Source organism: Rhodococcus sp. O3 (genome assembly GCF_048897285.1).
Classification (GTDB): Bacteria; Actinomycetota; Actinomycetes; order Mycobacteriales; family Mycobacteriaceae; genus Rhodococcus.
Map to the genome: position 1 here is coordinate 1 of NZ_JBMBTE010000071.1, position 21485 is coordinate 21485.

General features: G+C 68.4%; 25 protein-coding genes. 17 read left to right on the forward strand and 8 right to left on the reverse strand.

Annotated elements, in window-relative coordinates:
- A partial coding sequence (locus ACN675_RS18885; protein ID WP_420752298.1) for an ERAP1-like C-terminal domain-containing protein occupies positions 1-557 on the forward strand: 557 nt, incomplete at its 5' end.
- A gap of 4 nt (positions 558-561) precedes the next feature.
- Here ACN675_RS18885 and ACN675_RS18890 read toward each other — a convergent pair.
- Positions 562-1272 (reverse strand): MerR family transcriptional regulator, encoded by a 711-nt coding sequence (locus ACN675_RS18890; RefSeq protein WP_420752299.1) that lies wholly within the window; start codon positions 1270-1272, stop codon positions 562-564.
- 61 nt (positions 1273-1333) lie between these two features.
- Here ACN675_RS18890 and ACN675_RS18895 point away from each other — a divergent pair, with 61 nt between their 5' ends.
- A complete protein-coding gene (locus ACN675_RS18895; protein ID WP_420752300.1) occupies positions 1334-1795 on the forward strand; it encodes a DUF6194 family protein in 462 nt (153 codons plus the stop codon).
- Positions 1796-1802: 7 nt separating this feature from the next.
- Here ACN675_RS18895 and ACN675_RS18900 read toward each other — a convergent pair whose 3' ends face one another.
- Positions 1803-2114 (reverse strand): hypothetical protein, encoded by a 312-nt coding sequence (locus ACN675_RS18900; RefSeq protein ID WP_420752301.1) that lies wholly within the window; start codon positions 2112-2114, stop codon positions 1803-1805.
- A 107-nt stretch (positions 2115-2221) separates the two neighbouring features.
- Here ACN675_RS18900 and ACN675_RS18905 point away from each other — a divergent pair, with 107 nt between their 5' ends.
- From ACN675_RS18905 to ACN675_RS18915, 3 genes are read left to right on the forward strand one after another with little or no spacing between them, the layout of a single operon-like run.
- A complete protein-coding gene (locus tag ACN675_RS18905; protein WP_420752302.1) occupies positions 2222-2563 on the forward strand; it encodes an ArsR/SmtB family transcription factor in 342 nt (113 codons plus the stop codon).
- A 3-nt stretch (positions 2564-2566) separates the two neighbouring features.
- Positions 2567-3073, forward strand: coding sequence for an SRPBCC family protein (locus tag ACN675_RS18910; protein ID WP_420752303.1), 507 nt, complete (start codon positions 2567-2569; stop codon positions 3071-3073).
- A complete protein-coding gene (locus ACN675_RS18915; RefSeq protein ID WP_420752304.1) occupies positions 3073-3693 on the forward strand; it encodes a dihydrofolate reductase family protein in 621 nt (206 codons plus the stop codon). The genes ACN675_RS18910 and ACN675_RS18915 overlap by 1 nt, the downstream gene beginning before the upstream one ends.
- Before the next feature lie 25 nt (positions 3694-3718).
- Here the strand turns inward: ACN675_RS18915 and ACN675_RS18920 are convergent, their stop codons facing one another.
- Both ACN675_RS18920 and ACN675_RS18925 read right to left on the reverse strand, forming a co-directional pair.
- Complete coding sequence (locus ACN675_RS18920; RefSeq protein ID WP_420752305.1) at positions 3719-5140, reverse strand: acyl-CoA synthetase; 1422 nt, start codon at positions 5138-5140, stop codon at positions 3719-3721.
- Positions 5141-5221: 81 nt separating this feature from the next.
- Positions 5222-5836 (reverse strand): winged helix DNA-binding protein, encoded by a 615-nt coding sequence (locus ACN675_RS18925; protein ID WP_420752306.1) that lies wholly within the window; start codon positions 5834-5836, stop codon positions 5222-5224.
- 269 nt (positions 5837-6105) lie between these two features.
- On the opposite strand from ACN675_RS18925, the gene ACN675_RS18930 reads away from it, so the two are divergent.
- From ACN675_RS18930 to ACN675_RS18965, 8 genes are read left to right on the forward strand one after another with little or no spacing between them, the layout of a single operon-like run.
- Entirely contained in the window at positions 6106-7299 is a 1194-nt protein-coding gene (locus ACN675_RS18930; protein WP_248674905.1) for a Rieske 2Fe-2S domain-containing protein, read from the forward strand.
- Positions 7300-7302: 3 nt separating this feature from the next.
- Positions 7303-8358: an FAD-binding oxidoreductase gene (locus ACN675_RS18935; RefSeq protein WP_420752307.1), complete on the forward strand. Its 1056-nt coding sequence runs from the start codon at positions 7303-7305 to the stop codon at positions 8356-8358.
- Between the two features lie 37 nt (positions 8359-8395).
- Positions 8396-9274, forward strand: coding sequence for a VOC family protein (locus ACN675_RS18940; RefSeq protein ID WP_420752308.1), 879 nt, complete (start codon positions 8396-8398; stop codon positions 9272-9274).
- Positions 9271-10602: an amidase gene (locus ACN675_RS18945; RefSeq protein WP_420752309.1), complete on the forward strand. Its 1332-nt coding sequence runs from the start codon at positions 9271-9273 to the stop codon at positions 10600-10602. The genes ACN675_RS18940 and ACN675_RS18945 overlap by 4 nt, the downstream gene beginning before the upstream one ends.
- Entirely contained in the window at positions 10599-11936 is a 1338-nt protein-coding gene (locus tag ACN675_RS18950) for a M20 family metallopeptidase (RefSeq protein ID WP_420752310.1), read from the forward strand. The genes ACN675_RS18945 and ACN675_RS18950 overlap by 4 nt, the downstream gene beginning before the upstream one ends.
- Positions 11933-12697, forward strand: a complete 765-nt coding sequence (locus tag ACN675_RS18955) for an aspartate/glutamate racemase family protein (protein ID WP_420752311.1) — start codon at positions 11933-11935, stop codon at positions 12695-12697. Before ACN675_RS18950 ends, ACN675_RS18955 begins: the two co-directional genes overlap by 4 nt.
- On the forward strand, positions 12697-13557 hold the full coding sequence (locus tag ACN675_RS18960) for an alpha/beta fold hydrolase (protein WP_420752312.1): 861 nt from the start codon (positions 12697-12699) through the stop codon (positions 13555-13557). The genes ACN675_RS18955 and ACN675_RS18960 overlap by 1 nt, the downstream gene beginning before the upstream one ends.
- Positions 13554-15083 (forward strand): flavin-containing monooxygenase, encoded by a 1530-nt coding sequence (locus ACN675_RS18965; RefSeq protein WP_420752313.1) that lies wholly within the window; start codon positions 13554-13556, stop codon positions 15081-15083. Before ACN675_RS18960 ends, ACN675_RS18965 begins: the two co-directional genes overlap by 4 nt.
- A 132-nt stretch (positions 15084-15215) precedes the next feature.
- On the opposite strand, the gene ACN675_RS18970 is transcribed toward ACN675_RS18965, so the two are convergent.
- Together ACN675_RS18970 and ACN675_RS18975 are read right to left on the reverse strand one after the other, a co-directional pair.
- Entirely contained in the window at positions 15216-16040 is an 825-nt protein-coding gene (locus tag ACN675_RS18970; protein WP_420752314.1) for a dienelactone hydrolase family protein, read from the reverse strand.
- A gap of 33 nt (positions 16041-16073) precedes the next feature.
- Entirely contained in the window at positions 16074-16337 is a 264-nt protein-coding gene (locus ACN675_RS18975) for a helix-turn-helix domain-containing protein (protein ID WP_420752315.1), read from the reverse strand.
- 97 nt (positions 16338-16434) lie between these two features.
- Between ACN675_RS18975 and map the strand changes: the two genes are divergently transcribed.
- From map to ACN675_RS18995, 4 genes are all read left to right on the forward strand, one after another.
- A complete protein-coding gene (map, locus tag ACN675_RS18980) occupies positions 16435-17208 on the forward strand; it encodes a type I methionyl aminopeptidase (RefSeq protein ID WP_420752325.1) in 774 nt (257 codons plus the stop codon).
- Positions 17209-17312: 104 nt separating this feature from the next.
- A complete protein-coding gene (locus ACN675_RS18985; RefSeq protein ID WP_420752316.1) occupies positions 17313-17783 on the forward strand; it encodes a DUF2231 domain-containing protein in 471 nt (156 codons plus the stop codon).
- Positions 17784-18022: 239 nt separating this feature from the next.
- Complete coding sequence (locus tag ACN675_RS18990) at positions 18023-18799, forward strand: SDR family oxidoreductase (RefSeq protein ID WP_420752317.1); 777 nt, start codon at positions 18023-18025, stop codon at positions 18797-18799.
- Positions 18800-18935: 136 nt separating this feature from the next.
- Positions 18936-19949, forward strand: a complete 1014-nt coding sequence (locus ACN675_RS18995) for an alcohol dehydrogenase catalytic domain-containing protein (protein WP_420752318.1) — start codon at positions 18936-18938, stop codon at positions 19947-19949.
- Between the two features lie 18 nt (positions 19950-19967).
- Here ACN675_RS18995 and ACN675_RS19000 read toward each other — a convergent pair whose 3' ends face one another.
- Both ACN675_RS19000 and ACN675_RS19005 read right to left on the reverse strand, forming a co-directional pair.
- A complete protein-coding gene (locus tag ACN675_RS19000) occupies positions 19968-20453 on the reverse strand; it encodes a MarR family winged helix-turn-helix transcriptional regulator (RefSeq protein ID WP_420752319.1) in 486 nt (161 codons plus the stop codon).
- Between the two features lie 80 nt (positions 20454-20533).
- Entirely contained in the window at positions 20534-21469 is a 936-nt protein-coding gene (locus tag ACN675_RS19005) for a universal stress protein (protein ID WP_420752320.1), read from the reverse strand.
- Positions 21470-21485: the final 16 nt, after the last annotated feature.

Genomic DNA, 21485 nt, shown 5'->3' on the forward strand with positions numbered 1-21485 from the left:
CCCGCGCCGTGGACATCCGGGCCGTCCTCGACGGTGCCACGCCGCCGCCCGAGGGGTTGGCGCTCGACCCGGACCTGCGCTGGTCGTTGTGGCTGGCGTTGGCCGCGACCGGGCATGCCGACGCCGCCGACCTCGACGGCGAACTGACCCGCGACGACACCGGTTCCGGTCGCACGGCGCACCTGCGTGCACTCGCGGCCCGACCCGACGCCGACGTCAAGGCCGCCGCGTGGACCGCGATCCTCACCGATCGCAGCCTGTCCAACGAGCACCTCGACGCGACCATCGCGGGATTCCGCGCCGGTGGTCGACGGGACCTGATCGCGCGCTACGACACCGACTACTTCGCCGCGATCCGCGGGGTGTGGGACGAGCGCAGCATCGAGATCGCCCGGCGGATCGTCGTCGGTCTGTTCCCGGACAGCGACACCGTCGCACTCGCCGACGGCTGGCTGGATGCGCACCCGGACGCTCCGGGGGCGCTGCGCCGCCTGGTGCTCGAGCAGCGCGACCATCTCGCCCGCGACCTGCGGGCTCAGCTGGTCAACCGACCCTAGGGGATTACGCCGGGCCGAGCAGCGATCGAAGCGCGGCAGCACCGTCGAGCAGGGCACGCGCCCGGGCATCGATGTTCTCGCCCCGGGCGGTCAGCGACGCGCTCAGCTCGGCGCGGCCGCGGGCGGCCCGCAACCGAGGCAGCACCTGCCGCAGCTGCGGGATGCGGTATCCGGCGAGGCGCAGCTGATGGACGAGGCGCGCGTCCCGCACGTCGGTGGGGGCGTAGCGGCGCGGGCCGCGCGTCCCGGCCCGGTCCGGTACGACGAGACCTTCCGCCTCCCAGTGCCGCAGCGTCGAGACCCGCACCCCCAGCGCGCCGGCGAGTTCGGCGATGCTCATGGCGTCGGAGGCGCGGACGTCGTCGATCGGTTCGGTGGAGATCGCCGCCGCCGCATCCTGCGCCAGCGCGAGGTCGCGGCGTTCGGTGTGGAGCCGTGCGTGGGCCGCGTCGAGGAGTGCGAGCAGATCCGAGGCTGGATAGGCGTGCGTCGCGCGCACGATCGCCTTCGCCTCGACCGGCCCCACCGCCGCGGCCAGTGCCCGGTAGGCGCGTGCGGATTCCAGGTGCTCCTCGCCGTAGATCCGGTAGCCGGTATCCGAGCGGGAGGCCGGTGGTATCACTCCGTCACGTTCGAGATTGCGGATCTGCTGGACCGAGTACCCGGCGCCACGCGCGACGTCGCTCGTGCGCAACGGCGAATGGCGACTTGTCACCGGTTCACCTCGCTGTTTGCTGCCCAGGCCTCCACAAGCACTTGAATGAAACACTCGAGTCATGAGTATCGACGAGATCATCGAATTCGTCATCGAACTGGGCGGAGTGCTGGTCTTGCGTCCGGTTCCCGGCGACGGATCACCCGAGATCAGCTGGGGCGACACGTTCTTCTACTACGCCCCGGACGGGCAGGTACCGACGAGGACCCAGCCGTTCGCGACGATCGTGACCAAGGACTACCCGGGTGACGAGGAGTCGCAGTTGAATCGTCCGGACACCTTCCGGCTCAACGTCTTCGCGGGGAAGGATGCGTTCACCGCGCGGACGGGCGTGCGACCGCGCGAGGCCGGCACGCTCGAGACCGACCCGAGCGTGCCCGACCGGATCTTCGCTCATCCGGTGTACGGCACGCTCGGGTGGCTGTCGGTCGTGACCCCGGGACGCGGAACCGACGCCGACGTGCGGGAGTTGCTGTCGCAGGCCCACGCGCTGGCGCGGGCGCGCTACCGGCCGGGGCGCTGATCTGCCTTCACACCCGGGGATACAGCAACCGCGCGCGGGCATTCACCGCATTCATCCGCGTGTACGCGGCCTGCAACAGCTCGGTGACGCCCTCGAGTTCGGAGGCGATCCACTCGATCGTGGCGGCCGTCGTCGCAGTCGACGCGGTGCCGGTTTCCGGGTCGATGAGCTGCACCGTCGCCGGGTCGAGATCGCGGCATCGGCGGACCGACGAGTCGAGCAGGATGAGCGAGGAATCGAGGCCGCCGTCGATGGCGTCGATGTGGATCGCGAGCGTGTTGGTGTCGGTGCTGCGGTCTTCGGGTTCGGTGTTCGTCACGGTGGCAGATGATGCCGAAGGGGTCGGACACGTTCGGTGTGGCGACCGAGCAGGCTCCCGACTCCTCCGTGGTTGAAATATTCCCATATGGGAATATGATGGGTGTCATGGCACGAGCAGCAACCACGTCGGACGTCTTCAACGCGATCGCGGAGCCGCAGCGCCGGGAGATCCTGATGCTGCTGCGCGCGGGGGAGCGACCGGTGGCCGAGTTGGCCCAGGAGCTGAGGATGACCCAGCCGGGGGCGTCCAAACACCTGCGGGTGCTCCGGGAGGTCGGGTTGGTGCGGGACCGTAGGGTCGGCAAGCAACGCCTGTACGGCCTCGACGCGCGCGGGCTGCGGCCGGTTCACGAGTGGGCCGGCGGATTCGAGCGGTTCTGGAACGAGAGCTTCGACCGGTTGGACAAGTACGTGCAGGAACTCGAGCAGACAACGCGAGAGGAATAGCTGATGAGTGCAACCGGACGAGGAGTGCCGGCTCGGTCCGCGACGGCGGACCGCGAGATCGTGATCGACCGAATCATCAATGCCCCAAGGAATCTGGTGTTCGAGGCGTTCACCGACGTGCGGCACCTGTCACGCTGGTGGGGTCCGGACGGGTTCACGACCACGACGCGGGCGTTCGAATTCCGCGTCGGCGGAGAGTGGGACTTCGTGATGCACGGCCCGGACGGCACGGACTACCAGGAGTGGATCTCCTGGACCGAGATCTCCCCGCCGGAGCGGATCGCGCTGGTTCACGGTGAATACCCAGGCGACCCGAAGGCTTTCGAGTCGGTCCTGACGTTCGAGACCGACGGTGCCGCGACCCGGATCGAGATGCGCACGGTGTTCCCCACCAAGGAGCTGCGCGACCAGGCGGTCGAGCAGTACCACGCGGTCGAGGGCGGTCGGCAGACCCTGAGCCACCTGGATGCGTATGTCACCGAGATCGTCCGGAAGGCGGCGGAGAGCTGATGACCGGGAAGGTGTTCTTCAGCGTGTCGATGTCGCTGGACGGATTCATCGCGCCCGAGTCCCTCGACGACCTGATGGGCCGGCAGTGGATGGAACTGCAGCACTGGGTCTTTCCGCAGCGGTTCTTCCGGGAGAACCTGAAGCTCGGCGAGGGCGGCGAGGAAGGACGCGACAACGACATCCTGCGGCAGACGTTCGAACGCACCGGCGCCAGCGTGATGGGCAAGCGCATGTTCGACGGCGGCGAACTGGGATGGCCGGAGGAAGCGCCGTTCCACACCCCGGTGTTCGTCGTGACACACGAGCAGCGCGGCCCATGGGAACGGCCCGGCGGCACGACCTTCCACTTCGTCAACGACGGTATCGAGGCTGCGCTCGACCAGGCCCGAGCGGCCGCCGGCGACCGGGACGTCCGCATCGCCGGCGGCGGCGCAACGATCCTCGAGTACGTGAACGCCGGTCTGATCGACGAATTCTCGATCGCGCTATCGCCCGTGCTGTTCGGTTCCGGGATCCGATTGTTCGAGGGTGTGGACGCGAACCGCGTGGCACTGGAGCCGGTACACGCGGAGTCCTCGCCGAGGGTGACCCACCTGACCTACGCCGTGCGCCGCCGGTAGCTGTGTGGGCGCCGAGCCGGCGCGCTCACCGCCCGGCCTGGTGCTCTTCCACGAGAATCTTCTTCTGCACCTTGCCCATAGCGTTGCGAGGGAGCGTGTCGACGAAGTGAATCTCCCTCGGCCGCTTGTGGATCGACAGGGTGCGTGCGACGAAGTCGGAGAGCGTCCGCGCGTCGTTCGCCTCGCCGACGACGAATGCGACGATGCGCTGACCGAGATCGTCGTCGGGGACTCCGACGACCGCGGCCTCGCCGACGTCCGGGTGATCGAGCAGTGCCGCCTCCACCTCGCCGGCGCCGATCCGGTAGCCGCCCGATTTGATCATGTCGATCGACTCGCGGCCGACGATGCGATGGAATCCTGTTTCGTCCACGACTGCGATGTCCCCGGTCCGGAACCACCCGTCGGCGGTCATCGACTCGGCGGTCTTCTCCGGGTTGCGGAGGTACCCGTCGAAGAGGGTGGCGCCCGCGATCTCGAGGTTGCCCAGGGTCTCGCCGTCGTGCGGCACGTCGCCGCCGGAGGCGTCCCGGATCCGGCTGCGGACCCCGTCGATCGGGAGACCGACCCACCCGGGGCGGCGTTCGCCGTCCACCCGGGTGCTCAGCGTGATGATGGTTTCGCTCATGCCGTAGCGCTCGATGGGCGCCGATCCGGTCAACGCCCGCAGCCGTTCGAAGACCGGCACCGGGAGCGGTGCACTTCCGGACACGAGCAGTCGCGCGGAGCCGAGGGCACGAGTGGACGCCTCGTCGGCGCAGACCCTCGACCAGACGGTCGGCACCCCGAAGTACAGCGAGCCGCCTGCGGCCGCATAGGACTCCGGGGTCGGCCGGACGGTGTGATGGAGCGGCGACCCGTGCCGCAGTGCGCCGACGACCCCGAGGATCAGGCCGTGGACGTGGAACAGCGGCAGGCCGTGGACCAGGGTGTCGTCCGGGTTCCAGTCCCAGGCCCGCGCCAGCCCGTCGAGTCCGGCGGCCACGGCCGAGCGGGAGAGCAGCACGCCCTTCGGCGCACCGGTCGTCCCGGAGGTGTACATGATCATCGCGGTTCGGTCGGCGGCCGGCTCTCGGTGAGTCGACCCGGATCGGGCGGTGACGTCGACCGGGACCGTCTCGAGCGCGACGTCCTCGCGAGGGTCGCCGAGCCAGAGTTGCGCGCGGGAGTCGGTCAGGATGTGTCCACGTTCGGCAGGGCCGGAGTCCGGGGGTACCGGCACCACGGGGACGCCGGCGGTCAGACAGCCGGTGACGGCGACGATCGTCTCGAGGCTTGCGGTCGCATCGATGGCGACGGCACTCGCCCCGGCGACCCGGTCGGCCACGGCAGCCGCAGCGGCGGTCAGTTCCGAACGGGAGAGTGCCCGATCGCCGACCCGGACTGCCGTGCGGTCCTCGGCGTCGGGGGAGAGCGCGGCCAGCAACGGCCGGGTGTCGTCGGTCATGTGTCGATCCTTCTCGGGGGTTGCCGGGGACGCACCCGGGCGACCCGGGTGCGTGGAGACGGCGATGGATGAGTGGGTGGGTCAGTCGGAAGTGCGCTCGGCCGAGCGGTGGGATCGCGACCCGTTCTCGAGCGGCTCGAACAGCACGGCGGTGTTGATGGTGGCGAGTTCGCGGCTCGCGGCCTCGTACAGGCCGGTGAGCACCTGCATCGATCGCGACGCGTGCCGCATCTTCGTGGTGATGTCGCTGAGTTCCTCGAGTTTGGACACGAGGGTCTCGCGGCGCAACTGGGCGTAGCGGTCGGTGACGGCCCGACCCTTGTCGGTGACGGTGAAGACGGAGGAGGTGCCGGCCTTCCGTCGTTCGAGCAGGCCGAGGGTGACGAGTTTGCGGAGGTTGTACTGCAGGTTCGGCAGATCCTCCCGGTTGGTCAGTTGAGCGATCGTCGCGGTGTCCTTGGACCGTTCCTGCATCCGGACGACGTGCAGCGCCACGATCTCGTTGAACGCCAGGTCGAGGTCGGTGGCCGCCCGGATCGCGTGGACGGCGAAGCGTTGGAACCCGCCCTCGGCCTGGAGGATTGCGAACTCGAAGGACGTCAACGCGTCCTCGTAGGCGTTCTCGGCGAGATGCCAGCGCCTGCCGTCGGGCAGGGGGGTGTTGTCGTCGGTCGGCTCGGAGTCTGCGCTGGTCATCACTGTCTTCCGGGGTCGGCCCGGGCTCATCGCCCCGCGACGCGGTGCGCCGCGCGGGTCAACGGTACCAAGCCCGACCGAACGGCATCAATGAAAAATTCATGAAATTTCCGTTGACTCTCGATCGAACTTCGATATTGTGGTGGCGGACACAGTGAGTGTCACTCCACTTCTCGGAGCACTCGTTTCACGGGTTCTCATCCCGGTTGCGTCTCAGCCCACAAGATCGCGACCGATCCCACAATCACCACCTCCAGGGAGGTCATTCCATGACCGCTATTTCGCACAGTGGATCCTCGGCGGGCGTCACCCGCCAGTACGCCCCGTATGTCCAGGCGGACTGGGGTTTCGCCAATCACTGGTACCCGGCCCTGTTGTCCAGCGAACTCGAGGACGGCACCGCCAAGGGCGTCACGATCGGCGGGCACGACATTGCGCTACGCCGTAGCGCAGGCAAGACCTACGCGGTGTCCGACCGGTGTATCCACCGAGGCGTGAAGCTCTCGGCGAAGCCGATGTGCCTGTCCGAGGGCACGATCACCTGCTGGTACCACGGCTTCACCTACGGACTCGACGACGGGAGCCTGACCACGATCGTCGGCAATCCCGACGACTCGCTGATCGGAAAGGCGCGCATCCGGACATATCCGGTAGAAGAGGCGAACGGGATCATCTACGTGTTCGTGGGTGAGGAGGACTTCGGGACTCCGCCGCCGTTGGCCAGCGACCTTCCGGCTCCGGTTACCAACGACCCCAACGATTCTCCGGTGCCGCACCTGCTCGACGAAGGTGTCGTGATCCGTGGGATCCACCGCAAGCTGGTCGGCAACTGGCGCCTCGCCGCGGAGAACGGCCTCGATCCGGGCCACCTGCTGGTGCACTGGGACAACCAGATCCTCGTCGCGCTCGATCGTGCCCTGCCGCTCGGCGTCAACGCGCTCACCGACTCGGCGACCGAGGAGATCGACATCGAGAACGGTCCCAAGGGCGTGATGAACCGCTACGACCGCCCCGACCTGTACCAACCGGTTCTCGACAACCCCAAGGTCAACATGAAGGCCCGTGGCACGGTGCCGCACTACTTCCGCACCTCGCTGTGGGTTCCCGGCGTCCTGATGGTCGAGCACTGGCCGATCACCGATCACGTCCAGTACGAGTTCTACGTCCCGATCGACGACCACCACCACGAGTACTGGGAGGTCATCGCCACCCGCGCCCGCACCGACGAGGAGATCGCGGAGTTCAACTTCAAGTACGACAACTTCATGCTGCCGCTGGCGCTGGAGGGCTTCAACAACAGCGACGTCTTCGCCCGTGAGGCCACCGAGGAGCACTACACCCGCTTCGACGGCTGGAACAACGAAATGCTCTGCGACATGGACTATTCCATCATCGCCTGGCGCAAGATGGCGGCCCGCCATCCGCGCGGGTTCTTCGAGTCGCCGTACCTGGACGAGGACTGACCCATGACGATCACCCCGACCGAAGCGGTGGCGGCGCCCGAGGCCGGCGTCGCCCACACGGTAGACCTGACGTTCGCCGACGGCACCAGGACGGTGACCGTGCCGGCCGGTTCGACGGTCCTCGAGGCGGCGGCGGCCGCCGGGGTCCGTCTGGTCAGCCAGTGCACCGTCGGCACGTGCGGCACCTGCGTCGGCAAGGTCGTCCGTGGCGACCTCGCGATGCCCGAGGATCGCGTGTTCTCCTTGCGGCAGGACGAGATCCGCGACGGACAGCGGCTGCTGTGCCAGTCGGTGGCGTGCGCGGACAGCGAGGTCGAGCTCGACTACCCGGCCTCGATGCTCGACGATTACCCGCTCGTCGCCGCCACCGCCAAGGTCGGGGCGATCACCTGGCTCGGTGAGTCGGTGGTCGAGTTCGTGCTCAAGCTGCCGAAGTCCGTCCGGTTCGCCTTCCGTGCCGGTCAGTACGTCCGGATGCGGGTACCGGGCACCGACGAGTGGCGCTCGTACTCGATGGCCTCCGGTGAGCGGGACCGCAAGAAACTCGCCTTCACCATTCGGGTCCTGCCGTCCGGGGCGATGTCGGACTACCTGCGCGACACCGCCTCCGTCGGTGACTCGATCGAAATCGAAGGTCCCAGCGGCGGATTCGGCCTCGCAGAGGAAACGGGACCCACACTGATGATCGCCGGCGGCACCGGTCTCGCACCGATGCTGTCCATGCTCGAGAATCTGCAGACCGCCCGCGAGGACCACCCGATCCGCCTGGTGTTCGGATGCGCCCGGGAGGTGGACCTGTTCCACCTCGACGAACTCGACGCCCGCCGGAGCTTCATGCGCACTCTCGACGTCCGGGTGACGTGCGACGAGCCGACCTCCATCGACGAGGTCCTGACCGGGAACCCGGTCAGCGTCCTCACCGAGGACGACGTCCGCGACCCGCGCACCTCCGCCTACCTGTGCGGACCGCCGGCGATGCTCGCCGCCGCGCACGACCGGCTGATCGAACTCGGCCTGCCCGCCGAGCGCATCCACGCCGAGCAATTCCTTCCCAGCTAGCCGCTCCGCGGCCCCCTTTTTCGAAACAGAGGACGATATGAGCATCACCCGCTTGGGCGCTCTGAGCGTCGACGTCACCGACCTCGACACCTGGCGCCAGGTTCTGGTCGATCTGCTCGGCCTGCAGGCACGCCCCCGGCACAACGACAGCGATCCCCTGCTGATCCGGCTCGACGACCACCACCACCGCATCGCGTTGTACCCCGCGCGCGAGGACCGGATCCGGGCCATCACCTGGGAGGTCGACAGCCTCGACGACCTCCGCGACGTCGCGGAGCGGGTCGCGGCCGAGGGCATCGACGTCGACTGGATCGACACCGGAGCGCCGGAGGAGAGACTGGCCGTCGCAGCGTTCCGGTTCACCGACGCTGAGGGTTTCCCCAACGAGGTCGTGTTCGGACCCACCATCGACCACACCCCGCTCGCCGGGGGAGGGGTGATCAGTGGCTTCGTCACCGGAGAACTCGGCCTCGGTCACGTGGTCCTGATGTGCCGGGACTACCCGGCCGCGGTCGACTTCTACACCCGCGTCCTCGGCTTCGAGCTCACGGACTACATCGTCTGGGACGGTGCGGATGCCACGTTCCTGCACTGCAATCCGCGACACCACAGCCTGGCACTGATGAACGAGTGCTTCAGCTTCACCGGTGGCGACTTCAACCACCTGATGATCGAGACGAAATCGCTCGACGACGTGGGCCGCGCCTACGATCTCGTCACCGGCGCGGGCATCGCACTGCAGATGACCTTCGGCCGGCACACCAACGACGGCGTCACCTCGTTCTACATGCGCACACCGTCCGGTTTCGCGATCGAGATCGGGTACGGAGGCGACACGATCGACTCCGACGACTGGGAGGTCAAGACCTTCCGCTCGCCGTCGCGGTGGGGTCACGAGCCGCAGAAGGTCGGATGAGTACCGTGACCGGCTCCGAGACCGTCTCTCCGATCGCCGACATCCTCGCCGACGAACACCCCAGCGTCTCCGCCGTCGAGCGCTGTCTGGACCGGATCACGCAGCGCGACCGGGTAATCGGAGCGTGGGCGCACCTCGATCCGGCGCTCGCACTCGAGCAGGCACGGGCGCGGGACGCCGAACAGCGACGGTCGCCGCTGCACGGTATCCCGTTCGGGCTCAAGGACATCATCGAGACCGGTGACCAGCCGACCGGCTACGGATCCGACCTGTGGTCCGGGTCGCGGCCGGCGCAGGACGCCGAGGTGGTCCGTCGGCTCCGGCGGGACGGCGCGGTGATCCTCGGCAAGACGACCACCACGGAGTTCGCCACCTACCGGCCCACCGCGACCCGGAACCCGCACGGACTCGATCGGACTCCGGGCGGGTCGTCGAGCGGGTCCGCGGCCGCGGTCGCGGACGGTCAGGTGCCGCTCGCACTCGGCACCCAGACCGCGGGATCGGTGCTGCGGCCGGGCTCGTTCTGCGGGGTGTTCACCCTGAAACCGACCTACGGGCGGTGGCCGTTCGACGGGGTCCTGCCCGTCGCGCTCACCTTCGACACCGTCGGCGCGTTCGCCCGCCATCCGGCGTGGCTGGGTGCGATCGACGAGTCGCTCTCGACCGACGGGTCCACCACCCCGCCGGCCGCGGTTCTTCCCGCGTCGAGGAACCTGCGCGTGGGGATTCTCCGGCCACCGTGGGCGGACCGGGCCACCCCGGCCGCGGCGGCGCTGCTCGACGAGTTCGCGGAGAACCTGCGCGGTGTCGTCGCCGACGTGCGGGACATGCCGGTGCCGGACGAACTGGACGCGCTGGACCGGGCGCACACCCTGATCATGGCCGTCGAGGCGTCCGCCTCGCTCACCGACCGCATCGCTCGTCCGCATGTCGAGCGGGTCTCCGAGCAGTTGCACCGATTCCTCCACGAGGGGCGCACCGCCGCTCCCAGCGAGATCCAGTGGGCGCGCCAGGTGCTGCGGGACGTGCGAACGTTCGTCGGGCGCGCGTTCGACGAGGTCGATGTGCTGGTCACGCTCGCGGCGCCGGGCGAGGCCCCGCCGATCGAGTCCGGCACCGGCGACCCGGTGTTCAACAAGCTCGCGAGCATCGCCGGATGCCCGGCGGTCGGCCTGCCCGCCGGGCGTGGGGTCGAGGGCCTGCCCCTCGGTATCCAGCTCATCGCGCCGCACCACGCCGACCAGGGGTTGGTCCGCATCGCGACGTGCCTGACCGATCGCGTCGGACTGGCGCATCGCTTCGAAGTCCACGAAGGGGGCCGACCGTGACCGACACTCTCGATACCACCGATGCCGCGACACTCGATCCCGCCCGCCGGGAGATGTACGAGAAGGTCTGCGCGAAACTGAATCCCGATCGGTTCCGGGATCTGCTCGTCGACCTGGTGAATATCCACAGCCCGACCGGCCGGGAGCGTCCTGCGTCCGAGTACATGGCGAGCTACCTACAGGAGAACGTCGGTATCGACGCCCGGTACCAGCCGATCTCCGAGCACACCGGCAATGCGATCGGCGAGCTGCGGGGTAGCGGTGGCGGCAGCCGATTGCTGCTGTACGCGCCCATCGACACCCACATCGATCCGGAGGCCGATGTGCCGTGGGTCGGGAAGTCGTTGCGGCCCGACATGATTCCCGAGGCGAAGGTCGACGGCGATCTGGTGATCGGGCTCGGCGCCTCGAACCCGAAGTGCATGGTGGCGGGGCTGACCGAGGTGCTGCACGCGGTCGTCGACGCGGACCTGCCGTTGGTCGGGGATCTGGCGATCGGCTTCGCGGGCGGCGGGATGCCGGTCAGCATGAGCAATCGTGATCAGGTCGGGATGAGCTCCGGGGTGTTCCATCTGCTCACCCACGGCATGATGCCCGATCACGCGATCGTGCTGAAGCCGTGGTGGGCGGTGTACCCGGAGGAACCCGGGATGTGCTGGTTCAAGGTGACGGTGCGCGGCACGTTCGGGTACGCGGGCATCAGCCGCGGCACCGAGGGTTTCCGATCCTCGATCGTGCCCGCCGCCACGGTGATCCAGGAGATCGAGGCGTGGCTGCCGGAGTACACCGCGCGCAACACCTCCGGGTCGACGCTGCCGGAGGGCTGGATCTCGGCGGTCCGGTCCGGCAGTCCGGACAAGCCGGCCTTCCCGTCCGCGGCGACGGAGATCTATCTCGACGTGCGGGTCAATCCGCGGACCACACCCGGCGAGGTGCGGCATCAGTTCGCCGAGATGATCCGCGCCCTGCGCACGCGACATCCCGACATCGAACTGGACTGGGAGATGTACGGATCCCTCCCGGGCGGCATGACCGACCCCGACAACTGGATCATCCAGAGCTGCCAACGGGGTTGGGAGGAAGTCGAGGGCAAGCCCTACGAGTCCACCCCTCTGCTGGGCGGGCAGACCGACGGCACCCTGATCCGTCGGCTCGGAATTCATTGTGCCCGAATCGGTTACCCTTGGCCGCCGGCAAGTGCCCCGGCCGAACTCAACGAGGGTCTCGGCGGCATGGGTGTCGCCTCGGTGACCGACGTGATGATGGCGACCCGAGCCATCGCCTACGCCGTCGTGGACACCCTGACCCGTACCCGAGAGGAACTCGACCTGTGAAACGTGTACTGAACATCGTCCCCGTCCCGGTTCCACCCGAGGCGCTGGGCGCCTTCGCCGCCCAGCTCTCCGGAGACTTCGTGCACCCGGCGTTCGAGAACGTCTTCGTCTCGGCGCGAAACGGCGGCGGCAGCCTCGACAGCGCCTACGAAACTACCCTCGCGGACGCTTTCGTGCTCGACGCGGGCTGTCGCGCCGAGGAGCAGGGCTACGTCGGGGTCTGCGTGAACTCGATGAGCGATTCGGCGCTCGCCGCCCTGCGGTCCCGGCTGTCCATCCCGGTCGTCGCGCCGAGCCAAGCCACCATGCTGCTGGCCTGCCTGCTCGGCAAGAAGTTCTCGGTGGTCACCATGTGGCCACAATGGCACGAGCTCTATCACAAGGCTGCTCGCGAGAACGGCATCACCTCCCGGCTGGCGTCGGTACGCGACATCGGCGTCCGGCCGGATGCTGCCGAATTGCTGGCGGGCAAGGAGGATTTCGTCTTTGCGGCGCTCGAGCGCGAGGCGAAGGCCGCCGTCGCGGAGGACGGCGCCGACGTCATCATCCTCGGTTCGACGACGATGCATCAGAGCCACGCCCACCTGTCCACCGTCCTCGACGTTCCGGTGCTCAATCCCGGTGTCGTGGCCTACAAGATGTGCGAAATGCTCGTGCAGACCGGCCTGTCGCACAGCAAGCAGGCATACCCATCGCCCGAACGGCCGCAGGACGACCTGCTCGCCGCGGTGGCATCCGTCTTCCCCTCGAAGGAGTCCTGATGCAGGTCGACACCAACCCCGAAGTCGCACAGACCATCCGAACCGGTGGATTCGAGACGAACTACCACGACGTAGGGTCGGGTGACGGCATCCCGGTGCTGCTGCTGCACGGTTCCGGCGCCGGCGTCTCGGCGTGGGCCAACTGGCGGGGACTGATCCCGGTGCTCGCCGAGCAGCGTCGGGTGATCGCCCCCGACCTGGTCGGTTTCGGGTACACCACCCTCCCGGACCCGGTCCGCTTCGAGATCTTCGATACCTGGATCGATCAGATTCTCGCGCTGCTCGACGCCCTCGAGATTCCGAAGGTGCACGTGGTCGGCAACTCGTTCGGAGGGGGCCTCGCGTTGCACCTGGCGGTCCGGCATCCGCAGCGGCTCGGCCGGATCGTGCTGATGGGAGCCGGTGGTGTGCAGTTCGACTTCACGCCCGAACTCGACGCGCTGTGGGGCTACACCCCCTCGGTCGAGAACATGAAGAAGATCATGGACATCATGGCCTACGACCGGTCCCTGGTCACCGACGAGCTGGCCGAGCTGCGGTACCGCGCCACGGCGCGACCCGGCGCGCAGGAGGCCTTCGAGCAGGTCTTCCCCGAGCCTCGCCAGCGGTGGCTGGACGCGCAGATCGTGCCCGACGCCGATCTGGCCGCGATCGAGCACGAGGTGCTCATCCTGCACGGCCGGGAGGACCGGGTGGTGCCGGTTGCGGCGTCGCAGAAGATGTTCGACCTGATCCCGAATTCGCAGCTGCACGTCTTCGGCAAGTGCGGTCACTGGACGCAGATCGAGCACGCCGCACGCTTCCAGCAGCTGGTGAGTGCCTTCTTCGCCGAGGACACCGCGGGGGCCGATCGGTCATGACCGGCCAGGGGCGGAGAGTTGCGGTGGTCGGTGCGGGGATCGCCGGCCTGTGTTCGGCGAAGCTGCTGTCCGAGTTCGGATTCGACGTCCATGTCTACGATCGGACCCCGGACGTCGGTGGGGTGTGGAGTGTGACGCGGCGGTATCCCGGTGTCACCACGCAGAACAACAAGGGCACGTACGCGTTCTCCGACTTTCCGATGCCGGCCGACTACCCCGAGTGGCCTACCGGGGAACAGGTCCAGCGGTACCTCGACGACTACGTCGAGCACTTCGATCTCCGGTGCCTGTTGCGTCTGGGCACCGAAGTGGTCTCGGCGGACCAGGACCCCGTCTCGCAGCGCTGGACGGTCACCAGCCGGAACGTCGCATCGGGGGAGACCGCGGTCGAGGAGTACGACCGTCTGGTGGTGGCCAACGGCATCTTCTGCGACCCGTTCCTCCCTCCCTACGAGGGGCGGGAGGAGTACGAGGCGGCGGGAGGCCGGCTCTGCGCGGCCTCGGACTTCCACGACCTCGCCGACGCCGCGGACCGCGACGTGCTGGTCATCGGCTACGGCAAATCGTCCTGCGACGTCGCCGAGGCACTGAGCGACGTCGCGGCCTCGACCACCGTCGTGGCCCGCGAGGTCACCTGGAAGATGCCGCGCAAGCTCGCAAACGTACTGAACTACAAGTACATCCTGCTCACCCGCCTGAGCGAGGGATTGTTCGAACACATCGAGCAACGCGGATTCGGGCGGTTCCTGACCGGGTCGGGGCGGTTCGTCCGCAACGGGTTGCTCGGCGGCATCGAGTGGGTCGCGCGTCGGCAATTGCGGCTCGACCGGACCGGGCTGGTGCCGGAGGGGTCGTTCGAGCGGATCGTGCGTCACGCGGTCAGCCTCGCCACCGAGGGCTTCTACGAGAAGGTCGAGGCCGGCACGATCTCGGTACGGCGGGGAAGGTCCATCGCGGTGCTGAGGGAGAAGGACGGGCGGCCGGTCGCCGAACTCGACGACGGCACGGTGCTGCCCGCCGACGTGGTCGTCTGCGCGACGGGGTTCGTGCAGCGAGTGCCCTTCCTGCCGGAATCGGTGCAGAAACGCCTGCTCGACGACGACGGCAACTTCCTACTGTACCGACAGATCCTGCCGAACGAGGTGGCCGACCTGTACTTCGTCGGCTACGGATCCTCGCTGTTCAGCCCGCTCAGCGCCGAGGCGGCGGCACTGTGGACCGTCAACCACATGCTGGGAGGGGAGATCCCGCCGGTCGAGGAGCGTCGCGCGTTCGTCCGCACGCGACTGGACTGGATGATCGACCGTACCGAGGGCAAGCAGGCCCGCGGCACGAACATCATCCCGTTCTCTCTCCGGCACGTGGACGAGGTTCTCGACGAGATCGGGCTGAACGTCGGCCCGGGCACCCGACTGTTGCAGTGGCTGCTGCCTGCCCGCCCGTCGTCGTACCGGCACGCCGCCCGGGAACTGAAGCGGCGTCACGCGGTGACCGAAGAAAGGACGGTGGTCTCGACGGCGTCGTGACCGCTCGGCCCGATTGTGTGACCGGGCTCGGCCGCTGCACTGCCGGCGACGCGGATCAACTATGGATCTGCGGAGTCGGGCACACGTACAGCGCCGAGTCCGGTTGCCGTGCCGGCACGGTCGAGTCGGTGGTTATCGCGGTGGGAGCAGCCGAGTGCGAAACAGGTCGAGGACCTGGTCGAGTGCGTCCCGAGTCGGTTGCCCGGGTTCGTCGATGAGGTGTTCGGTGAGTACCGAGTGAGGTGCGAGGGCCGCTGCGGGATTGGCGGCGGAGTTCTCGAGCTCCACACCGACGAATGCCTCGCCCAGCTGCTCGCGCAGGTACTCGAAACGTTCACCGGGGGAGGTCTTGTCGCCTCTGAATCGCAGCCCCAGGACCGTCAGTCCGTTGGCGCAGCGCTGTTTGACCTTCGCCAGATCGTCGGGCGAGATGTCGATCGAGCGTCGTTGTCGAGCGGCGATTCCGTAGGGCAGCGAGGGCTGGGAGAGCACCGGCGCCAGCAGGCGTTCGTCGGTGGCCATCGCCAGGGCGTACCCGCCGGTGAAGCACATACCCACCGCTCCGACCCCCGGCCCGCCGCACCGGCGATGCTCCTCGGCGGCCAGGCCGCGCAGCCACGAGACGACCGGGGAGGTCTTGCCGGTGGCAAGGACGGTGAATTCGCGGCTGATACAGGCGGGAACGATCGAGTCCGCGAACACGCGGGCCGTGCGCAGCTTGCCGTCGACCGCAGGGTTCGGGTAGGCCTGTCCCGGCCGACCGAACAGGTGGGGCAGCACGGCCGTGCAGCCGATCGCGGAGACGCGCCGGGCGAACTCGAGCACTTTCGGTGTGATGCCGGGCATTTCGGAAATCACGATCACTGCCGGTCCCGTGCCCTGACGGAATACCGTGCGCGTCTTGCCCTCGTGGGTGAAGGTGCCTCGGTCGAAATCGCGCAGGGTGTCGTCCGGCATGGAACGTGACGATATCCCGATGTGGCGTCTCCGTCAGCCGGTTTGTTCGAGATCTGCCGGCAGGCAGAGGCGGGCGAGCTCGTCGAGCGACACCGACAGCTCGGTCGCCAGCGCGGCGACCGTGGTGAACGCCGGTGTCGCCAGCCGCCCGGTTTCGATCTTGCGCAGGGTTTCGGGGGAGATGCCCGCGGCACCCGCGACGTCGGCCAAGGTGCGCCCGCCGCGCGCGCGGCGCAGGTGTTCGCCGAGGCGTTTGCCGGTGGCGAGCTGTTCCGGGGTCAGGGGGAGGCGGACCATGTGGCCACCCTACCCGAACCGGTATGAAAATACCGACGTCATCCGCTACGGTGGTATTTTAATACCGATTCTTCGACCGATGCAGGAGTGCGGATCGTTGCTGGAACTGAAGACGACACAAGAGATTGCGGCCATGCGAACGACCGGCGCGTTCATCGCCGATCTGCTCGACGATCTGACCGGCATGGCGAAGCCTGGGGTGAACCTGCTCGATCTCGAAGATCGCGCGCGGCACCTGATCGCCGAGCGTGGCGCGAAGTCCTGCTATTGGGACTACGCCCCCTCCTTCGGTAGCGGCCCGTTCCGGAACGTCATCTGCCTGTCCGTGAACGATGCTGTCCTGCACGGACTTCCGCACGACTACCTGCTACGGGACGGTGACGTGCTGAGCATGGACATCGCGGTCTCGATCGACGGATGGGTCGCCGACTCCGCGCGCACCGTCATCGTCGGCACGCCCCGCCCCGAGGATCAGCGGCTGATCGAGGCGACCGAACGCGCCCTCGAAGCCGGGATCGCCGCGGCCCGACCCGGCAACAGGCTGGGCGACATCTCGGCGGCGATCGGCGCAGTGGCAGCCGAGTACGGCTATCTCGTCAACACCGAATTCGGCGGACACGGCCTCGGTCGCACGATGCACGAGGATCCGCACGTTCCCAACACGGGACGTGCCGGACGCGGCCTGAAGCTGCAGCCCGGGCTGACCCTGGCGCTCGAACCGTGGTTCGCGCAGGGCACTGACCGGATCGTCTACGACGCGGACGGGTGGACCATCCGCTCGGCCGACGGATCGCGCACCGCGCACAGTGAACACACCATCGCGGTCACCGACGGCGATGCACAGATCCTCACGCTTCAGGCGGGTCTCTGAACCGAGTGCGGTGCGCGGATCCGGTGGGGTGAGCACCGACCGTCGACTAGATTCGTTCGCACGGCTGGAGCCGGGTGCGCCGGCCTCGTCCCGAGCGGAGTGCCATGACCCTGATCGGCGGACTTCCGGCCCATGTCCTGCTCGTTCATGCCATCGTGGTCCTCGGGCCGCTCGTCGCATTCGGAGTCGTTCTCTCGGCGCTCTGGCCGGTCGCGCGCGTACGGCTGGTGTGGCCCACGCTCGTGCTGGCCGCCGTGCTGCTCGTGCTGACCCCCGTGACCACCGACGCGGGGGAATGGCTCGAGCAGCAGCTCGGGGAGAGCCCGCGGATCGAGACCCACGCCGACCTCGGCGAAACCATGCCCTGGGTCGTGATCGCCCTGTTCGTGGCGGCCCTGCTGGTCGCTGCCGTCCATGTGCTCATCGCCCGTGAACGCATCCCCGCCGCCCGGGCGAGGATCGTGACCGTGATCGTCGCGGTCGTCGCCGTGATCATCGCCGTCGGCGCGGTTGTTCAGGTGTATCGGGTGGGGGAGTCCGGTTCCAGGGCGGTGTGGGAGGGGCGGGTCCCCTGACGTCCGGATGAGCCGAGCCCGGTCTCGGAAGAAGGGGCGGCCGGCCTCCGCGGTGTTCGGCACCGGACGCACCACGTATCCCATTCCCTGCCTACCGGTCACGAATCGGTCCCGTATCGTCTCGTCGCACGGACCACATCCCGCACCGCCCACGCACGACAAGGAGTCCCGATGGGGGAAGCATTCATCGTCTCGGCCGCCCGCAGACCGATCGGCCGCGCACCGTTCGAGGCCACCCGATGAGCGGCCTGTTCGACGTCGAGGGCAAGACCGTGGTCGTGACCGGCGGCACCCGCGGCATCGGGTTGATGATCGCGAAGGGCTTCGTCGAAGCCGGTGCGCGGGTGATCATCTCGTCCCGCAAGGCCGATGCGTGCGAGTCGGCCGTCGCGGAACTGTCCGCGTTCGGTGACGTGGTCGCGGACCCGGCGGACCTGAGCACCGCGGAGGGGGTGGCCGATCTCGCCGCATTCGTGACCCGGACCTTCGATCGGGTGGACGTGCTGGTCAACAACGCCGGGGCCACTTGGGGTGCGCCCGTCGACGAGTTCCCCGTCTCCGGGTTCGACAAGGTCCTGGGTCTCAACGTCACCTCGGTGTTCGCGTTGACGCAGGCACTGCTGCCGCAACTGCGGGCCGCGGCGACCCCGGACGACCCGGCACGAGTGATCAACATCGGATCGATCGACGGGATCGTGGTCTCGGGGACCGAGAACTTCTCGTACGGGGCATCCAAGGCCGCGGTGCACATGCTCACCCGCAAACTCGCCGCGACTCTCGCGCGCGAGCACATCACCGTGAACGCCGTTGCGCCGGGACCCTTCCCGACGAAGATGATGGCGTTCATCCTGGACGACCCCGCGCTGAAGTCCGCGGTCGAGGGCAATGTCCCGCTCGGGCGCATCGGCAGCCCCGAGGACATCGCGGGCACCGCGATCTTCCTGTCGTCGCGGGCCGGCGCCTACCTCACCGGCACCGTGATCCCGGTGGACGGGGGCATGAGCGGCACCCGTTGACTCGTTCCCCCGACCGGGACCAGGCTCGGACGATCCGCCCCCGGGTTCGGGGGCAGGCCCTTGTCAAGTGCCCGGTCGAACCCTTTGACTGGTAGGTGGACCCAGCTCCCGATCCACACCGGACAGTGAGGATGCGATGCCCACACATCGAGCAGTTCACGTCGAGTCGGTCGGGGGAGCACTGACCCTCGTCGCCACCGAAACTACCTCCCCCGGCCCCGGACATGTCCGAATTGCGGTGTCCGCGTGCGGAATCTGCGGCACCGATCACGGCTTCGTGAACGGGGGATTTCCCGGTACGACCTGGCCGCTGACCCCCGGCCACGAAATCGCTGGAACCATCGCCGAACTCGGCGCCGGAGTCACCGGTTTCGACGTCGGCGACCGGGTCGCGGTGGGGTGGTTCGGCGGTCATTGCAACGAGTGCATTTCCTGCCGCCGAGGACAATTCATCCACTGCGAGAAGCTGCAGGTGCCGAGCTGGCACTATCCGGGCGGCTACGCCGAGTCGGTGACGGCACCGGTCAATGCGCTCGCCCGGATTCCGGACGAACTGTCGTTCTCGGAGGCCGCCCCCATGAGTTGCGCCGGCGTCACCACCTACGACGCGCTGCGCAAGACGCGGGCGCTACCCGGCGACCGGGTGGCGGTCCTGGGGATCGGCGGCCTCGGTCACCTGGGAGTTCAGTTCGCCCGTGCGATGGGCTTCGAGACTGTCGCCATCGCACGCGGTGCCGGGAAACGGGACGATGCTCTGGAGCTGGGTGCCCATCACTACGTGGACGCCTCGGCGGGCGACGTGGCGGAGGCCTTGCAGGCACTCGGCGGTGTGTCGGTGGTGCTGGCCACCGCGGCGAACTCCGCGGCGATGGCCGCGACGGTCGGTGGGTTGCAGCCGCAGGGCGAACTCGTCGTGGTCGGCGCGACGGTCGATCCGTTGCCGATCAATCCTCTGCAGCTGATCATGCCCGGGCTGAGCGTGACCGGCCACCCGTCCGGGACGGCACGCGATGTCGAGGAGACGATGCGATTCGCGGTACAGACCGGGGTACGCGCCCGCATCGAGGAACGTCCGCTGTCCGAGGCTGCGCAGGCGTACGCCGTCGCCGAGGAGGGACGCGCGCGCTATCGCATGGTGCTCACCATGTGACCGCAACTGCGAGCTGCCCTAAGCCCTGCCGGTTCCCTCGGCGAGCCCCTTGTCGAGCTGGGCGACGAGCACCTTGCCGAGTTCGGTGAGAGCGCGCAACTGATCGTCGTCCAGCCCGTCGAACACCAGACGGCGCACCGTCTCGACGTGGGACGGTGCCGCCTCGGCGACCTTCTCGTAGCCGCTGTCGGTCAGTACCGCGTACGAGCCGCGGCTGCCCGGAATCGGCTCGCGGTACACCCAGCCGCGCTTGGCCAGGCGGGTGACCACATGGGACAGCCGCGACAGCGACGCATTCACCGATTCCGCGAGGACGGACAGCTGGGCGCGCCGGTCCGGTGCCTCGGACAGCAGCGCGAGGGTGAAGTACTCGAAGTGCGTCAGATCGGAGTCGCGTTGGGTCTGGGTGTCCAGGGCGGCGGGCAACCGGGTGATCACCGACACCAGCAATCGCCAGGCGGCCTGCTCGTTCGCGTCGAGCCAGCGGGGACTGTCGCTGCCCATGGATGTGTCCTCGCTTCCGTCGTCACTACCCGTCCAGCCTGCCAAAGAGACGGGTGCTCGCGCGCGGCGGGCCGCTCCGATCACTTCGGATCGGTGTCGTCCGCGCGGCAGATCATCACGGGCCGCTCCGCGCGGTGCAGAAGATTCTGGCTCGTCGAACCGAGCAGGGCACCGGCGATACGGCCCCGGCCGCGGCTGCCGACGACCGCGAGCTGGGCGTCGTCCAGTGCCCGCAGCAGCTCGCGTGGCGCGGATCCGCGCGTCGATACCTCCTCGACCGTCACGCCGGGGAAGCGTTGCCGGTAGGGCGCGAGAATCTCGCTCAACTTCGTCGCCTGCTCGCGTGCCACGGCCTCCCAATCGACGAGCAGCGTCGCCGGGCCCACTATCGGCATCGAGTCGGTGATCACCGCGTCGGCGGCGAATTCGCCGGTCCAGGTGCGGACCGCGGTGACGGGTGCGCCCGTCAGCTCGGCGAAGCCGAATGCGGACTCGGTCGCGTTCACGGATGCCGAAGTGCCGTCCACGCCGACGACGATCGGGCGGGTGTCGGGTCCCGGATCGGCCGGGTCACCGCGCCACACCACGACCGGGCACGGTGCGCGGCCGGCCACCCGGGACGCGGTGGAGCCGAGCAGCCACCGCTCGACCGACCCGCGACCGGTCGCGCCGACCACGATGAGCGATGCGTCCTTCGCGGCCGTGAGCAGGGTGGTCGCGGGGGCCTCCTCGTCGATCAGCGTGGTGAGCTGGGTCTCGGGTGCCTGCTGCCGGACTTCGGCGACCGCCTCGGAGAGGATTCGGGTGCCGTCCTCGGTCAGGCTGTCCGCCAGTTGCTGGGAGAGTGTCGGGTCGCCGATGCCGAGCAGGCGCGAGGGGTGCGATGTCGAATGCACCAGTTGCAGTGACCGGCCCAGCTTCCCGGCGACCACTGCGGCCCACTTCGCGGCGCCGAGCGAGGTGTCGGATCCGTCGATGCCGACCACGATGTGTGTTCCGGTGTTCACGAATGTCATGCCTTCCTCGCCTTCG

Coding starts and splice junctions, on each gene's coding strand:
- ACN675_RS18895 (WP_420752300.1), top strand. CDS start 1,334: ATGAGTATCGACGAGATCATCGAATTCGTCATCGAACTGGGCGGAGTG.
- ACN675_RS18905 (WP_420752302.1), top strand. CDS start 2,222: ATGGCACGAGCAGCAACCACGTCGGACGTCTTCAACGCGATCGCGGAG.
- ACN675_RS18910 (WP_420752303.1), top strand. CDS start 2,567: ATGAGTGCAACCGGACGAGGAGTGCCGGCTCGGTCCGCGACGGCGGAC.
- ACN675_RS18915 (WP_420752304.1), top strand. CDS start 3,073: ATGACCGGGAAGGTGTTCTTCAGCGTGTCGATGTCGCTGGACGGATTC.
- ACN675_RS18920 (WP_420752305.1), bottom strand. CDS start 5,140: ATGACCGACGACACCCGGCCGTTGCTGGCCGCGCTCTCCCCCGACGCC.
- ACN675_RS18925 (WP_420752306.1), bottom strand. CDS start 5,836: ATGACCAGCGCAGACTCCGAGCCGACCGACGACAACACCCCCCTGCCC.
- ACN675_RS18930 (WP_248674905.1), top strand. CDS start 6,106: ATGACCGCTATTTCGCACAGTGGATCCTCGGCGGGCGTCACCCGCCAG.
- ACN675_RS18935 (WP_420752307.1), top strand. CDS start 7,303: ATGACGATCACCCCGACCGAAGCGGTGGCGGCGCCCGAGGCCGGCGTC.
- ACN675_RS18940 (WP_420752308.1), top strand. CDS start 8,396: ATGAGCATCACCCGCTTGGGCGCTCTGAGCGTCGACGTCACCGACCTC.
- ACN675_RS18945 (WP_420752309.1), top strand. CDS start 9,271: ATGAGTACCGTGACCGGCTCCGAGACCGTCTCTCCGATCGCCGACATC.
- ACN675_RS18960 (WP_420752312.1), top strand. CDS start 12,697: ATGCAGGTCGACACCAACCCCGAAGTCGCACAGACCATCCGAACCGGT.
- ACN675_RS18965 (WP_420752313.1), top strand. CDS start 13,554: ATGACCGGCCAGGGGCGGAGAGTTGCGGTGGTCGGTGCGGGGATCGCC.
- ACN675_RS18970 (WP_420752314.1), bottom strand. CDS start 16,040: ATGCCGGACGACACCCTGCGCGATTTCGACCGAGGCACCTTCACCCAC.
- ACN675_RS18975 (WP_420752315.1), bottom strand. CDS start 16,337: ATGGTCCGCCTCCCCCTGACCCCGGAACAGCTCGCCACCGGCAAACGC.
- ACN675_RS18985 (WP_420752316.1), top strand. CDS start 17,313: ATGACCCTGATCGGCGGACTTCCGGCCCATGTCCTGCTCGTTCATGCC.
- ACN675_RS18990 (WP_420752317.1), top strand. CDS start 18,023: ATGAGCGGCCTGTTCGACGTCGAGGGCAAGACCGTGGTCGTGACCGGC.
- ACN675_RS18995 (WP_420752318.1), top strand. CDS start 18,936: ATGCCCACACATCGAGCAGTTCACGTCGAGTCGGTCGGGGGAGCACTG.
- ACN675_RS19000 (WP_420752319.1), bottom strand. CDS start 20,453: ATGGGCAGCGACAGTCCCCGCTGGCTCGACGCGAACGAGCAGGCCGCC.
- ACN675_RS19005 (WP_420752320.1), bottom strand. CDS start 21,469: ATGACATTCGTGAACACCGGAACACACATCGTGGTCGGCATCGACGGA.